Origin of the sequence: Tardiphaga sp. 619_E2_N8_4 (genome assembly GCF_051810905.1) — a bacterium.
Lineage (GTDB): Bacteria > Pseudomonadota > Alphaproteobacteria > Rhizobiales > Xanthobacteraceae > Tardiphaga > Tardiphaga robiniae.
In genome coordinates this window covers 4,207,420-4,220,988 of record NZ_JBPWQJ010000001.1, presented here as the reverse complement: position 1 = coordinate 4,220,988, position 13,569 = coordinate 4,207,420, and the positions used below count along the sequence as shown (strand labels likewise).

Sequence of the window (13,569 nt, the reverse complement as noted above, 5' to 3'; positions counted from 1 at the left end):
CCTAAACAACGCTTAACTCCTTGGCACTTCGTTAGTTCCGCCTCCGCCAAAAACTGTCTTCTTGTGTCCCGCGCATGACGGCTTACGCTGAAGACCTTGCGGATCTCTCCGTCGCCGTGCCGACAGCGGTGCAGCCTTGTGGGCACCGCCAAACCGGACACGCATTAGTAGTTTCGCGGGAAGTGAACGATGGCAGAGACAAATAACGCTGGACGCGGTCTTTTCGAAAGCGAGCGCGCCTTTCGGCTCCTCGTTCAAGGCGTCACAGATTATGCGATCTATCTGCTGGACCTGAACGGCATTGTATCAAATTGGAATACAGGCGCCGAGAAGATCAAAGGATATTCCGCAGATGAAATCGTGGGTCAGCACTTTTCGGTTTTCTACCCCCCGGAGGATCGCGAAGCCGGACTTCCCGCTGCTGCGCTAGAGGCCGCGCGGCGGGACAAGCGCTTCGAAGCGGAAGGCTGGCGGATGCGTAAGGACGGTTCGCGATTTTTCGCTTCCGTCGTCATTGATGCCATTTATGAAGATGGTGTGCTTGTCGGTTTCGCGAAAATCACGCGGGACATCACCGAGCGGATGCAGGCGCGCTTCGCATTAAACGAGAGCGAGAACCATTTTCGCCTGCTGGTGGGAAATGTCACCGACTACGCTTTGTATATGCTTGATCCGGAAGGTCGGATCACCAGCTGGAACTTGGGCGGCCAGCGAATCAAGGGCTATCTTCCCGAAGAAATTATCGGACAGCACTTCTCGCGATTTTACACCCCTGGTGATCGCGAAGCGGGAAAGCCGGCGCGTGCTCTGGAGACTGCCCGTAAGAACGGCCGTTACGAGGAGGAAGGCTTACGCGTTCGCAAAGACGGCACGTTTTTCTGGGCGAGTGTGGTCATCGATCCCGTCCGCAATGATGCAGGCGAGCTGATCGGCTTTGCCAAGATTACGCGCGACATCACAGAACGACGCCTGGCGGTGCAGCAACTTGAAAATATGCAAAGGCAGCTGGCTGAATCACAGAAGATGGATGCGCTCGGTCAACTGACCGGTGGAGTGGCACATGATTTTAATAACCTGCTTATGGCGGTTACCGGTAACGCTCGGCTTATCAAGCGCCACGCCATCGACCCTCGCGTGGTCAAGGCAGCAGAAGCGATAGAGGCAAGCGTTCGCCGCGGGGCGGCACTGACGCGCCAACTGCTGACTTTTGCGCGGCGCCAACAAGTCGACCCGGTGCTGCTTGACGTTGGAGAGACAGTGCAAGCTGTACGCGAAGTCTTGGCCACAGTCCTAGGCAGCGCGATAAAGCTCGAAATCTCCGTACCCGCCGGAGTCTGGCCGGTCTTCGCGGATCCAACCGAGCTCGAGACCGCAATCATCAATCTCGGCATCAACTCTCGTGATGCCATGCCCGACGGGGGCACGTTGACGATCACAGCAGAAAATCATCGTGTCGTGGACGGAGAAGATATAGGCGAGCATGTGAATATCAAAGTGATCGATACCGGCGCTGGTATTCCTGAGGATGTCATTGCGAAGGTGTTCGATCCCTTTTTCACGACCAAGCCTGTCGGCAAGGGAACGGGATTGGGGCTCTCGCAAGTCCATGGCTTTGTCAACCAGGCTGGCGGCAGTGTAGAAATCAAAAGCAAGCTCGGCGCAGGCACGGAAATCGTCATTCGGCTCCCACGCGGAGAGGGCCATGCTGGCGTGCATGAAGCAGAGGTTCTGGCCGAAGGCGCCGGCACCGTTCTTCTCGTTGAAGACAATCCAGATGTCGCAACCTCCAGCACCGTTCTTTTGGAAGAGCTGGGATATCGCGTGAAATGGGTAACGGACGCAGAATCCGCAATGCGCGAGATTGAACGCGACGGCATCGACATTGTATTTAGTGATATTGTGATGCCCGGAAAGTTGGATGGTCTCGGCCTCGCTCGCAATCTTAGACGGAGTCACCCGCACATGCCGGTGGTGCTTGCGACGGGCTATAGTGACGCCTCCCGGAAATCAGGTTCAGAGTTTCTGCTATTGCGCAAACCCTATGAGCTTCACGAGCTCAGCAATGCATTAGAGACAGCTCGCAGCGGTGTCGCTTGACAGCATCCTCTGACCATCCACGTGAAGCGCGCCGGTCGGGCCGGCTCCGGCACCGCTTTCTGTGCCAAACCGGTTTCGGAGGTGACCTCCTTCACAACCGCGAATTTGTTGCGCCGCAGAGCGACCTATGGCGCCGGATTCGGCTCGGAACGATATTCGATGACTGAGATTGATCGCATACAGGCACGGAAGCAGCGCTCCCGATGCAGATCCCTTACGGTATTTCGGGCGATTTATTTCTCCGAGGCTCTTTACGTCTGATTTGTGGAGCGCAGAATGAGGTCTGTTCTGAAGTGGGGAGGAAGCGATGAAAGAGCTTCTACATGCACGAGCAATGGAGAGCATGTGTCGACAGCGCGCCTCGTTTTTTCCCGAGGAAAGTTGGAAATTTCTAGCCGAAGCAGAAAGGTGGAAGCATCGGGCGCTTGATTTGATCAGCGACCATCACGTTGACTGTAACCAGACAGCTCTGCCAGATGCTGCTGAACCTTCTAACATTCACGCGTCACGCTAGGTCTTTCATTTCGGCAACGCTGGAACTTTTATTCGCGTATCAATGCGAGCTGCGCCGCATCTTTCGAACTAGCACGCGAAAGCTGATGGCCCGATATCAATAGGCCCGCTCTTCGCCGGCCTTGCGATACTTTGTCTCATGGAACTACACTCATCTTCTTGTCGTTGGTTCAACGCGCCCGCTGTTTTGCGAAATAGTGGAGTGTTTGTCGCGCGGTGAAACCTAGGACATCGATGGCTCCCACAAAGCTCCAGCGAAAAGCGATCGCAACAGCAGTTCAACTGAGGGCCATGTCTCGAAGGTGCAAAGAGTTCGCCAAATTCGTCGGATTTCGGTCAGTATCAGATCGGCTGAATGCTTTGGCGGCGAAATACCAGGAAGAAGCTTGGCAGGTTGAGGAACGCGCTGGACTGCACTTGAACGGAGGGGATCCCGACGAGCCCTCGAGCGGATAGATTTCAGGCGAGAAGGTCTGACCATGGCCTGGAATGCCGCCCGCCGATTTACTTGATGGAAGCCCAAGCGATCGCGTCATGCGACGAGCCGGTTACGCGCGGCCGCGACAAAGCACCATGCAGTAGTACGCTCCGTCGCTCGCGGAACACCGCACGTTCTTAGGCAAGAGTAGAACGTCCTCGACAGCCTAAGCGATGAATGCCCCGCGTGCTGAAGGCCGGTTCGTCATGAACATCAGCAGTCGCTACCTTGAGCCTTCGCCCCGTCGGCCTGCTGCGCCGCAGTTGGCTTCCCTTGCATTTGCTTCTGGGCGTCCTCAGATGAAGCAGGAATATTCCCGGACTGCTGGTTCATGGCGCTCGTCGGCGGGTGCTGATCAGTTTTGGAATTTGCACCGACAGTCGAGCCGGTGTTGCCTGGAGTCGGGCCCGAACCAGCGTCGCGCATTTCAGTCGTTTTGCTGGTGTTGCATGGACCCGCTTGGACCGACGCGCTACCGAGACCCAGCGTGGCTGCACAAACTAGTACAACTTGGCGTGTTACTTTCATCTGCCTCTCCCTTGGGTAAGGCCCGCATAGCCACGCCCTCGCGAGGATGCCGGCCTTTGCCTTAACCGGCCCGATGACGCCAAGTTCCGAACTCGCTCGGAAACTGAGGCCGCGGATACCTTCTTGATAAAGAGCCTGAGGCGACGCGCCAGATGCGTCGCTTTTCCGCACAATCATATGCCCTTAGGAGAGTTCACTTAGCTCACATCAAGCCCAGCTGCGGCGCGCGCGACTTCGCCAAATTAGCCGGCCTTGACACGGCCGCCTTTGAGGCGCCGAACATTGCAATGGCAAATAAAGCTCAGTTCTCCATTCTCGCTTACCAGCGACGGCCAGGATTCTGGCGTGCAGCTATTTCCCGCAAAGATGGAGCCGTCCTGACCATGAATGGCGTTGCATTGAAAAGCGTTGTCACGTCTGAGGATTTCCCATCAGAAGAAGAGGCTTATACGGATGCCGAGAAGGTTATCCGTATGATTTAGGCAGAGGCTTCCACCAGCGCAGCAGACGCGCGGTACCGGAATCGAATTGCCGACGCCAGCCACCTAACGCATGTTCTCGAACGTCCGCATCGCAGATATCACCGCCGTGGTCAGGTAGGGCTTCGGAATGAAAAGCGCGTTGGCCGGAATCGTCATGGGCCTCGCCTTCCCAGTTGTGATAATGATGTGGATCGGTGGCCACCTGTCACGAACAGCAGCAGCTAGCTTGAGGCCATCCATGGAGCCGGGCATATCGATATCCGTGAACACGAGGTGGATATCCTGGCGGGCCTCTAGGACGGCAATTGCCTGATTGGCGTCGCCTACCTGCAAAACATCGAAGCCTGATTCGACCAATTCTTCGCTAATCAAATCCCGAATGAGGGGGTCATCCTCAACAACCAGCACTGTCGGCATTCCGAAACCTCGAGAGCCAACATGGCACTCCTCCTAAGTTAGTTAGCGTACAATCGTTCCCGATCATTACTTCGGAGACTTGAGATTGGAATCCCGCCAAGCCCTCGAACGAGCATCCGCCTCGTAGTCTCGAGCTTTCTTCAAGTGAGCCTGCTTGGCATCGCCCTCGGGGAGCTTGCCGGCCTTGTCAGACTGGATTTTCCCCAGCCGGCGGTTTTCTTCAGCGTCGGGCACTTGCTTCATGACACACCTCCGGTTTTTTCAGACCGGATAATGGATTTCTGTTCAGAGAGTTCCCGCGTAACGAACATGCAATCTGTTGGCGCCGGGCCAGTCTACAGAGACAAACGGGACTGGGTCAGAAATGGCGTCGTGGCATCAGCCCGGACACGCCGCGCCGGTCTTCGCCCAGGCTTCCACGAGAGCGCCCGCCTCAGCCTGCGTACCCGGCGCAGGCGCACGTCCGTAACCCGGCGCCCAAGCCCAGCCGACCAGCGTATCCTTGCCAATGTGGTCGATGAGATCCTCGACCTTGCGGCCGCCATTGCGTGCGGGATCTTTGATCTGCGCGCAGATCTCTGCGACGGTCTTGCCTTCCCATGCCATCTCGCGCGGCGCCAGGTGCCATTCGTGATGACCGGGGATGCGGCCGGGTTCGAAATTGGCGTCCTTGTGACAGGAGTTGCAGCGCATCGCCGCGGTGCCGTGGCCATCGGACCCACGCGTCACCGGCGGCTGATGCAAACGGCGCGCATCGCCCTGCCGCGGCATGTCGCCGGCGGGATGGCAGTTCACGCAGCGCGGATGCGTCAACACCTTGCCGAGTTCGGTAAAGATCGCTGCGGAGCGCGCACTGGTATCGGCGATGCCATTGAAACTCTCCGGGCTCGCCAGCCCTTTCGATGCGCCCTGCCCGGCCGCATAGGCCGTGAGCATGCTCATCCCGAGCGTCGCGACGACAACCAGAGTCTTGACGCGTGTCTCGGCTCTCATCCGCGCGGCTCCTGAATGAGATAGCGCTTCGCGTCGCTGAGGATCACATCGAGCACGGCCTCATGATACTTGAAGTAGCCGGTGCAGCGACACAGATGCCCGTCAAGCGCCTCGGCGATCCTCTCTTCAAGGCCCGCGCGCGGCACAGGCGTCCTGGCCATCTGCTCGAGCAGCACCTGCCCTTCATTGAGAAAACCGGCGGTACAGTAACCGCACTGGAACGCGAAATGCCTGATGAAGGCCTTCTGCAACGGCGACAGCTCGCCGTTCTTGGCGTGGCCCTCGACCGTGCGGATGGTCTTGCCGTGGAAGCTCGCCGCCGAGGTCACGCAGGTCGGATTGGTGTGGCAGGTGCCGTCGGGCTCGTCGACGATCACGACACAGCTCAGGCACTGCGCGGCGCCGCAGCCGAATTTGGTGCCGGTCATGCCCAGATATTCGCGCAGGAAGTCGTTCATGGAGAGATCGTCGCGCACCTCGGTGGGCGCATGGACCTGTCCGTTGATGGTGATGCCCAGTGTCGTCACGCGAGCGCTCCCTTGAGCATGGCCTGTGTCACCGGCAGCGCCGCGAAGCGGTGGCCGATGGCGTCATGGATGGCGTTGAGCAATGCCGGCACGATGGGGATCATCACCACCTCGGCCATGCCCTTCGGCAATTCGTCCGGTGTCAGCGGCGGCATCAGCTCAATCTCGACGTCGCGCAGCGACAGGTCTGATCCTCGCGCCACCAGATATTGACCGAGATTCCATTGCCCGTTGCCGGGTCCGCCCTCAAACGGCGGCAGCGTTTCCAAAAGTGCGTAACCGACGCCCATGGCGAAGCCGCCTTGTGCCTGGCCAATCACGACCTCCGGCACCAGCGCCTGCCCGCATTCGAATGCGGTATAGGCTTTGGCGATGCGCAGCACGCCGGTCGCTTTCTCGATCTCGACCCGGACTGTTGCACCGCATGCCGCTGTATAGGCCGTGCCCATCCGGTTGTTATCGGTTGGCGGGAACAACACGCTGGCACGGTTGATGCGCGTGAATTTGCCGGCGCCACGACGTAGCGCGAGCCCGTCGATCTCGGCGCGATACTGCTCGCCGTTAATGGGGAAACGTGCGCGTGCCCACGACCAGCGCGAGAACCCGTGCGCCACGGCGCCGGTGACCAGATTGCGTGCATGGGCCGCAGCGGCGAGTTTGTCCAACGGCAGCGACGGCAGGCCCGCCATTGTGAGCTGTCCGTCCTTCCACTGCGCTTTGGCAAAGTCCCTGGCGCGTGGATCGCGCGGGCCGATATTCCATAGCGCCAGCGCCGCCGGCCACAGACCGAAGCGGAAGATCACCCGCGCAGCTTCCGCCGCGGCATGGGTACCGACATGGGCGCCGATGGAGGCTGACGTGGCCGAACTGATCGACGGCACCCAGCGCGGATCCTTCTCGGCCTTGTCCTGGGTCTTCTGGTCCATGGTGTAGCAATCGCCGGAGGTCACCAGCTCCAGCGCATCGAACACGCCGACCTGCGACACCGCCACTTCGTCAGCAATGCTGCCGAGGTGCAATGCGACGCGATTGGCCAGCGCCGTGCCGATGCCATTGCCCATCTCCACATGGTCGCAGAAGATCGCGATCCTGCCGTCGGGGCTGAGTTCAACGCGACCGTTAGAACTATCGCCGCCGGTGCCGTAGTCCTTGGTCACACAGGCGACGCCGGTGCCGACCAGTATGCCACTGGTCGCGCGCGCCTTCTCTGCAGCTCGTTGCTTCCAGATCGCGTGCTGCTCGAGCTTGTCGAGAACCTCTAAGCTCCGCACCGAGACGATATAGGGATTGCCGGTCATGGTGCGGCCATCCTGCTTCAGGGCATTGCGTCGCCGGAAGTCGATGGGATCGAGCTTCAGCGCAAGCGCCGCCTCGTCGATCAGAACTTCCAGCGCGGTCATGGTCTGCAGCGAACCGTAGCCGCGCATCGAGCCCGCGGTCACGCCGCGGGTATGCTCTGCCACAGTCGTCACATCGACCTTCGGCACGTCATAGATACCAATCGCAGCCGTTGCGGCGCAGGTGGCGACATTGGCCGAGAAATTGGCGAGACCACCGCCATCGAGCACGTGATCGGCGGCGAAGGCCGTGATCTTGCCAGAGGCGCGATCGACCGACATGCGCGAGCGCATCTTGATGGCGTGGCGTTTGATGCCAGCCTGAAATTGCTGATACCGATCGTGCGCCAGCCGCACCGGACGGTCCGGGAAGAATATCGCCGCCAGCGTCACATAGAAAATGAATGGCGTATGGTCGCGGCCGCCGAAACCGCCCCCCACATAGGCGAATTGCGCGTTGATCGCACTCGGCTTGAACGGCGCTTTGGTTTCGCCAAGCAGAAACGCGATTGATTCCGCCGCTTCATACGGCGACTGCACGCCCAGCACCAGTTCGAGCGCCTTGTCTTTTGCGCTGTACCAGCCCAGCCCGCATTCCGGCTCCATAAACATCGGATCGACGGACTGCGTATCGAAGGTGCGGTCCAGTACCAGAGCCGAAGACTCGCTGGCGGCGATCTCGGCACGGATCTGGTCGCCATAGACCGCAGCCTTCTCGTAACCGGCCTCGTTCTTGTGCGCGGTCGAGGACCATACCGGCAGCGCGGACGCCTGGGTACGGCCGGGCGTGACCCAGCCGGCAAGGACCGGCGAGTAGACATCTGGCGCATCGGGCGTGGCGCCGGCAACGCGGGTGAAACGATACGCCGCATAGTTCGGCATTACGATCGGGCCGGTCTCCTCGCCAAACTGCACGAAGGTACCATCGCGCAAGGCCATCCGCGCGCGGTCATAGGTGTCGAACTGCTCAAAGATCAGCAGCGCAACAGGCTGGCCCATATAGAGCGGCGTCTTGCCGACGGGACAGAACAGATCGCCTTCATAGTAGGCGGGAACGCGGATGTTGATCCTGGCGAGATCCACCGCGGTGACGATTACCGTAGGCTTCAGCGCCCCGCTCAACCGCGCGAGGTCCATGCCAAGATAAACATGAGTGGCATCGGGCGCGCGCACCAAAATCGCGTGCGAGGTCTTGGCCGGCCAGCCCGGCAGGTCATTCGCCCGGAAATCCGAGGCATAGAGTTTCGAGCCGGTGACCTTGGCGACGCCATCGACACGGCCGGCGCCGCCGATAGCGGGATTCAACTTGCCCCGCCCCGGCAGTGTCTCGCGTGCCGGGAACGCCACCGGCTCCGCCGCAGCTAGATGCGACAGGCTGAGCGAAATACCGCCAGCCGATACCCACTTCATAAACTCGCGACGCGAAGTCCGCATGCTTCCACCCCTGATCGACAGTCGTCCGCCGCCGCGCCGATTACTTGAGATCGGCGATGGTGGCCGGCCCCGGCCCGGTCGTGATCAGCGTCGGCCACTGGTTGGAGCCGAACGGCACCACGGGCGGCAGGAACGGCGTCATGCCGCGCTTGGCGCTCTCGGCGATGATGGCAGCGCGGGCGTCGCCCCCCATCAATTCGTAGTCCATCAGGTGATAGTTGCCGAAGAACAGCGCCCCCACGGAGCGATCCGCGATGATGCGCGTCAGCGACTCCAGCATATCGGCCTGCGTGGTGGTGAACGACACGGTCTCGATCAGCAGCAGACGATCGTTGATGGCCTCCGGCGGGAAGAACTGTGCCAGCACGCTGAACAGCACGTTGTTCTGCCGTGCCACGTAAATCGTGTTGCTCGCGGCATAGGCCTTGTCCCAATCGGGACCCAGCATCTTCTTCCAGTCGCCCAGCACGGTCATCCAGTGATTGACCTGGGTCTGCGCGGCCCAAGTCACGTTCTTCGCAAGGAACGGCGCCTGCTTCTTGCCAAATGTCTCCAGTGTATCGAAGGGGATGACGCCCTTGGCGATGCACTCATCCATGAAAGCCAGGTTGTTCTGCAGAATGGTGCGGTTGTTGTCGCGCCAGTCGGCCTGCATCGGCGTGAGGTCGAGACCATCCAGCGCCGACTGCATGCGGCTGCGATAGGCCTTCATCGAGCCGAGCCAGGATTTGTTGTCGGGATTGTTCACATAGGGGCCGACCACCTCGGCCAGCGCCATGGTGCTGTGCCCGACCGACTTGAGCAGCTGATAGACCATCGGCACCGAGGGCGCGTCGAGTGGCGGTTTGCCGGGCTGGTACAACGTGAATTTGCCGCCGGCGCCGGAGAACAGGCCGAGGATCACGGGATGCTTGGCGAGAATATTGGTGCGGAAGACTTTCGCTGCGTCGCCATAAAGCTCAAACATGCCGGTGTTGAGCGCGAGCATATCCTTGGTGGCGGTCTCGGCAGGCGTTGTCGCGGTCAGCCCGGAAATCGGCGCCATGTAGGATGGCAGGGTCTGGGCATGGGCGGCGCCGACGCCCCCCAACAGGACAGCCGCAAGGGCGACAGCGTGGCGATACGTCATATCCGGACTCCTCCGAGTCATCTTGGCGATTGCTACTGTCACGACTAGCGCAGCACATCTTAAAAATCTGCCTTTCCATTCAGCAGAAATGGTCGCGACATAGTTGACGAAAGCAAACCCGCCGTGACGGGCGGAATGCTCTCGAATGCAACTGAACTGAATAAGAAAAACGCTACGAATCACGCAAAGCGCTGGTGGTTCAAGGCTACACGCAATTTCGTGACACAGGAATTGGTTCGCGATCCGGAATGCGCAGCGCGTAGCGGTTTTTCGTTCGCCTGTAGCGGAGGCTGGACGCTCGAAACAGGCGGGGTTATTTTCACGACACGTAGGTAAGCACCACTAATAGAGCTGTATGGCTCCGGGCGTCGAAGGGGGAGCGCATGGCAAAAAAGACGCCCAGCAAATCGACGGAGATCAACGAGGCAGGTTCTCCCTCCGTGCTGATCGACACGAAGATCAAGGAGCTGGGTGACTGGCGCGGTGAGATGCTCGCTTCCGTCCGAAAGATCATCAGGCAGGCTGTCCCCGACGTGGTCGAGGAATGGAAGTGGCGCGGCGTTCCGGTCTGGGAACACGCGGGCATCATCTGCACCGGCGAGACCTACAAGGCGGTCGTGAAGATGACCTTCGCGAAGGGCGCATCGCTCGATGACCCGTCTGGCCTGTTCAACTCCAGCCTCGACGGCAACACCCGGCGGGCCATCGATATTCACGAGGGCGACAAGCTGGATGAAAAGGCGCTGAAGGCGCTCATCCGCGCTGCGGTGGCGCTGAACACCTCGACAAAGAAGAAGCCAAAGAAAGCGTGAGCGTCGTTATTTAGCGACCGGCCATGACAGGTCGTAAGACATCACATAGATGACGATGGCTGCCAGGCACAGAACAACACCGATCCAGAACAGCGGCGAATGATGGATGGGGCGGTTGCGCGCCGCATCATCCCTTTGTTCGTCTTTCATTCGTCCTCCATTCCGGCGCCAAGTACCTCAATCGCTCGAATTGTCGCGCGACACTCTGACACGCTGCCTGCGCCCACTGAAGCAAGCATTGTCGCACCATTCGCAGGAAAGGTACGCATGCGGCACGGCGCGATTCGACGCAACGATGATGGTTTATCCGCGCTGCTCCAGCCAGCACAGCTGACCGATGTCGTCGACATTGGCGCCAATCCCATCGATGGCGATCCGCCCTATAAGCCGATGCTGCAAAGCAGACTTTGCCGCGTTACCGGTTTCGATCCGCATCCGCAGGCATTGGCGCAACTGCAGGCACACAAGGGCGCGTTTGAGACCTATCTTCCTTATGCCGTCGGCGATGGCGGCAGCCATACGCTGAACATCTGCCGCGGCATCGGCTTTGCCAGCCTGCTGCAGCCTGAGCCGAAAACACTCACGCACTTTCCGAATTTTACCGAGCTCGGACGTGTCGTCGACAGGCTCCCGCTCGATACACGGCGGCTCGATGATATCGCCGAGATCGACCACATCGATCTCTTGAAGATCGACATTCAGGGTGGCGAACTGTCGGTGTTCAGGAACGGTCGCAGCAAACTGGCAAAGGCCGTCGCCATTCAGACCGAAGTCTCCTTCGTGCCGCTCTATGAGAAGCAGCCGGTGTTCGGCGACATCGATCTCGAACTGCGCAGCCTCGGCTTCATTCCGCACATGTTCGCGGCCATCAACAAGAAGATGATCGCGCCGATGATGGGCCCCAACCCTGCTGCTGCCATTAATCAACTCGTCGAGGCCGACGTCGTCTATGTCCGGGATTTCATCCAGGCCGAGGCGATGGATAGCGAGCAGCTCAAGCACCTCGCGCTGATCGCGCATCATTGCTACGGCTCGTTCGATCTGGCGCTGAACTGTGTGCATCATCTCGCCAGCCGCGGTGCCGTCGCGCCCGATGCCAAGAACCGCTATGTCGCCCTGCTCCAGGCCAATCGCCCCAAAGTAGCTGGCGGCAGACTTTAAACTTCTCCGGTTCCGACGTAACATGGCGTCCGGCGCAGGGGGCGCGCCGACGCTTGCATCAGATTCCAGCCAGGACACGGGGCAGACAATGCTTTCTCGGCGCCGACTTTTGCTGACTGCGGGAATGGCGATCGCCTGCCCTGCAGTCCTGCGCGCCGAGCCGCTGAAGATGCGCCTCGCCCATAGCCTGCCGACCACCCATCCCGTCCACCCGGCCATGCAGCACTTTGCCGACCTGGCGCGTGAGCGTTCGCAGGGCGAACTCGACATCGCGCTGTTTGCGGACGGGCAGCTCGGTCAGGAAGTCGACCTGCTGTCGCAGGTACAGGCCGGCAAGCTGGATTTTCTGAAAGTCAGCGCCAGCGTGCTCGAACGCGTACATCCGGCCTACAAGGTTCTCAACCTGCCTTTCACGTTCCGCGATCGCGCGCACTGGCTGAAAGTAACGAGCAACGAGGTTGGCAACGACATTCTGGCCTCGACCACTTCGGCCGGCCTCACCGGCCTGACCTTTTACGACGCCGGCGCGCGCAGCTTCTATGGGCGGAAACCGATCCTTCATCCCGACGATCTCAAGGGCATGAAGATCCGCATCCAACCATCGGAGACCATGGTCAAGCTGATGCAGCTGTTCGGCGCCGAAGGCATCGAACTGTCATGGAGCAATGTCTATGTCGCGCTGAAGTCGGGATTGGTCGATGGTGCAGAGAACAGCGTGGCTGCGCTGATTGTCGGCAAGCATGCCGAAGTCGCAACCCACTACTCGTTCGACGAACACACCATGATTCCGGACGTGCTGCTGGTAGGCGCCGGCCGGCTCAACAGCATGACGCCGAAACAGCGGGAGATCATCCGCGAAGCCGCCGCCCTGTCGTATCATCACATGAACAAGCTGTGGACCGCATTCGAGGCGCAAACGCGCCTGCAGGTCGAGGCGATGGGCGTGACATTCGTCAAGCCGGACAAGGCCCCCTTCATCGCGAAGGCAGCGCCCCTCGCCGACATCTATGCCGGCGAGGAAGCGTCACGGACATTGCTGCGCAGGATCGCGCAGGCATAGGTTCGTTTGATCGGGCTTATTTGACGCCGAGCAGTTCGACGTCGAAGATCAACGTCGCATTTGGCGGGATCACGCCGCCAGCACCACGCGCGCCATAGCCGAGATCCGGCGGAATGATCAGCGTGCGCTTGCCGCCGACCTTCATGGTGGCGACGCCTTCGTCCCAGCCCTTGATGACACGCGACATGCCGATCGGGAATTCGAACGGCTCGTTGCGATCGACCGACGAGTCGAATTTCTTGCCCTTGACGCCGTTCTCATAGAGCCAGCCGGTGTAATGCATCACGCAGGTCTGTCCCTTGGCCGGCGTTGCGCCGGTGCCGACGGTGGTGTCTTCGATCTTGAGGCCTGAAGCTGTGGTCATGGTTTTTCCTGCGGCTGGCGCCATTTTCTGCGGCGCTTGTTTTTGAGGCGCTTGCGCCATGGCGGAAGAAAGGGAGACGTCGGACACGGCCACGATCATGGCCGCACTTAGCGCGACGGCCGTAGCTCTAACGGCACGCTGGGAGTTTCGCATCATGTCTCCTGGATGGTTGGGTCTGCGAGCGGCGCAGTCATGCCCCGTCATCGCACCGCAACGCAAGTCCTGGCAATGCCGAAT

General features: G+C 60.1%; 13 protein-coding genes. 5 read left to right on the top strand and 8 right to left on the bottom strand.

Annotation, left to right across the window (positions count from 1 at the left end; all coding sequences use genetic code 11):
* The first annotated feature begins 189 nt into the window (after positions 1-189).
* Both AB8A23_RS20340 and AB8A23_RS20335 read left to right on the top strand, forming a co-directional pair.
* Positions 190-2,097 (top strand): PAS domain S-box protein, encoded by a 1,908-nt coding sequence (locus AB8A23_RS20340; protein ID WP_439058418.1) that lies wholly within the window; start codon positions 190-192, stop codon positions 2,095-2,097.
* A 1,671-nt stretch (positions 2,098-3,768) separates the two neighbouring features.
* Complete coding sequence (locus AB8A23_RS20335; RefSeq protein ID WP_439058419.1) at positions 3,769-4,098, top strand: hypothetical protein; 330 nt, start codon at positions 3,769-3,771, stop codon at positions 4,096-4,098.
* Between the two features lie 63 nt (positions 4,099-4,161).
* Here AB8A23_RS20335 and AB8A23_RS20330 read toward each other — a convergent pair whose 3' ends face one another.
* The 6 genes from AB8A23_RS20330 to AB8A23_RS20305 form a co-directional block, all read right to left on the bottom strand.
* Entirely contained in the window at positions 4,162-4,515 is a 354-nt protein-coding gene (locus AB8A23_RS20330; RefSeq protein ID WP_231080648.1) for a response regulator, read from the bottom strand.
* A 66-nt stretch (positions 4,516-4,581) separates the two neighbouring features.
* Positions 4,582-4,758: a hypothetical protein gene (locus AB8A23_RS20325; protein ID WP_170849671.1), complete on the bottom strand. Its 177-nt coding sequence runs from the start codon at positions 4,756-4,758 to the stop codon at positions 4,582-4,584.
* 135 nt (positions 4,759-4,893) lie between these two features.
* Positions 4,894-5,508, bottom strand: coding sequence for an Isoquinoline 1-oxidoreductase subunit (locus AB8A23_RS20320; protein ID WP_231080643.1), 615 nt, complete (start codon positions 5,506-5,508; stop codon positions 4,894-4,896).
* Entirely contained in the window at positions 5,505-6,035 is a 531-nt protein-coding gene (locus tag AB8A23_RS20315; protein ID WP_184516750.1) for a (2Fe-2S)-binding protein, read from the bottom strand. The genes AB8A23_RS20320 and AB8A23_RS20315 overlap by 4 nt, the downstream gene beginning before the upstream one ends.
* Entirely contained in the window at positions 6,032-8,806 is a 2,775-nt protein-coding gene (locus AB8A23_RS20310; protein WP_231080642.1) for a xanthine dehydrogenase family protein molybdopterin-binding subunit, read from the bottom strand. Before AB8A23_RS20310 ends, AB8A23_RS20315 begins: the two co-directional genes overlap by 4 nt.
* Positions 8,807-8,846: 40 nt before the next feature.
* On the bottom strand, positions 8,847-9,935 hold the full coding sequence (locus tag AB8A23_RS20305; protein ID WP_231080641.1) for a hypothetical protein: 1,089 nt from the start codon (positions 9,933-9,935) through the stop codon (positions 8,847-8,849).
* Between the two features lie 383 nt (positions 9,936-10,318).
* Between AB8A23_RS20305 and AB8A23_RS20300 the strand changes: the two genes are divergently transcribed.
* Complete coding sequence (locus AB8A23_RS20300; RefSeq protein WP_231080640.1) at positions 10,319-10,747, top strand: DUF1801 domain-containing protein; 429 nt, start codon at positions 10,319-10,321, stop codon at positions 10,745-10,747.
* A gap of 6 nt (positions 10,748-10,753) precedes the next feature.
* Here the strand turns inward: AB8A23_RS20300 and AB8A23_RS20295 are convergent, their stop codons facing one another.
* Entirely contained in the window at positions 10,754-10,897 is a 144-nt protein-coding gene (locus AB8A23_RS20295) for a hypothetical protein (protein WP_231080639.1), read from the bottom strand.
* A 117-nt stretch (positions 10,898-11,014) separates the two neighbouring features.
* Between AB8A23_RS20295 and AB8A23_RS20290 the strand changes: the two genes are divergently transcribed.
* The gene (locus AB8A23_RS20290; protein WP_231080638.1) at positions 11,015-11,908 is read left to right on the top strand and encodes an FkbM family methyltransferase; all 894 of its coding nucleotides are present in this window, start codon (positions 11,015-11,017) and stop codon (positions 11,906-11,908) included.
* A 124-nt stretch (positions 11,909-12,032) separates the two neighbouring features.
* Positions 12,033-12,968 (top strand): TRAP transporter substrate-binding protein, encoded by a 936-nt coding sequence (locus AB8A23_RS20285; protein WP_231080637.1) that lies wholly within the window; start codon positions 12,033-12,035, stop codon positions 12,966-12,968.
* Positions 12,969-12,984: 16 nt separating this feature from the next.
* On the opposite strand, the gene AB8A23_RS20280 is transcribed toward AB8A23_RS20285, so the two are convergent.
* On the bottom strand, positions 12,985-13,485 hold the full coding sequence (locus tag AB8A23_RS20280) for an FKBP-type peptidyl-prolyl cis-trans isomerase (protein ID WP_309946178.1): 501 nt from the start codon (positions 13,483-13,485) through the stop codon (positions 12,985-12,987).
* Between the last annotated feature and the right edge of the window lie 84 nt (positions 13,486-13,569).

Excerpts from the sequence above, each read along its gene's own strand:
- AB8A23_RS20340 (WP_439058418.1), top strand. The coding sequence starts at position 190 with ATGGCAGAGACAAATAACGCTGGACGCGGTCTTTTCGAAAGCGAGCGC.
- AB8A23_RS20335 (WP_439058419.1), top strand. The coding sequence starts at position 3,769 with ATGCGTCGCTTTTCCGCACAATCATATGCCCTTAGGAGAGTTCACTTA.
- AB8A23_RS20330 (WP_231080648.1), bottom strand. The coding sequence starts at position 4,515 with ATGCCGACAGTGCTGGTTGTTGAGGATGACCCCCTCATTCGGGATTTG.
- AB8A23_RS20325 (WP_170849671.1), bottom strand. The coding sequence starts at position 4,758 with ATGAAGCAAGTGCCCGACGCTGAAGAAAACCGCCGGCTGGGGAAAATC.
- AB8A23_RS20320 (WP_231080643.1), bottom strand. The coding sequence starts at position 5,508 with ATGAGAGCCGAGACACGCGTCAAGACTCTGGTTGTCGTCGCGACGCTC.
- AB8A23_RS20310 (WP_231080642.1), bottom strand. The coding sequence starts at position 8,806 with ATGCGGACTTCGCGTCGCGAGTTTATGAAGTGGGTATCGGCTGGCGGT.
- AB8A23_RS20305 (WP_231080641.1), bottom strand. The coding sequence starts at position 9,935 with ATGACGTATCGCCACGCTGTCGCCCTTGCGGCTGTCCTGTTGGGGGGC.
- AB8A23_RS20300 (WP_231080640.1), top strand. The coding sequence starts at position 10,319 with ATGGCAAAAAAGACGCCCAGCAAATCGACGGAGATCAACGAGGCAGGT.
- AB8A23_RS20295 (WP_231080639.1), bottom strand. The coding sequence starts at position 10,897 with ATGAAAGACGAACAAAGGGATGATGCGGCGCGCAACCGCCCCATCCAT.
- AB8A23_RS20290 (WP_231080638.1), top strand. The coding sequence starts at position 11,015 with ATGCGGCACGGCGCGATTCGACGCAACGATGATGGTTTATCCGCGCTG.
- AB8A23_RS20285 (WP_231080637.1), top strand. The coding sequence starts at position 12,033 with ATGGCGATCGCCTGCCCTGCAGTCCTGCGCGCCGAGCCGCTGAAGATG.
- AB8A23_RS20280 (WP_309946178.1), bottom strand. The coding sequence starts at position 13,485 with ATGCGAAACTCCCAGCGTGCCGTTAGAGCTACGGCCGTCGCGCTAAGT.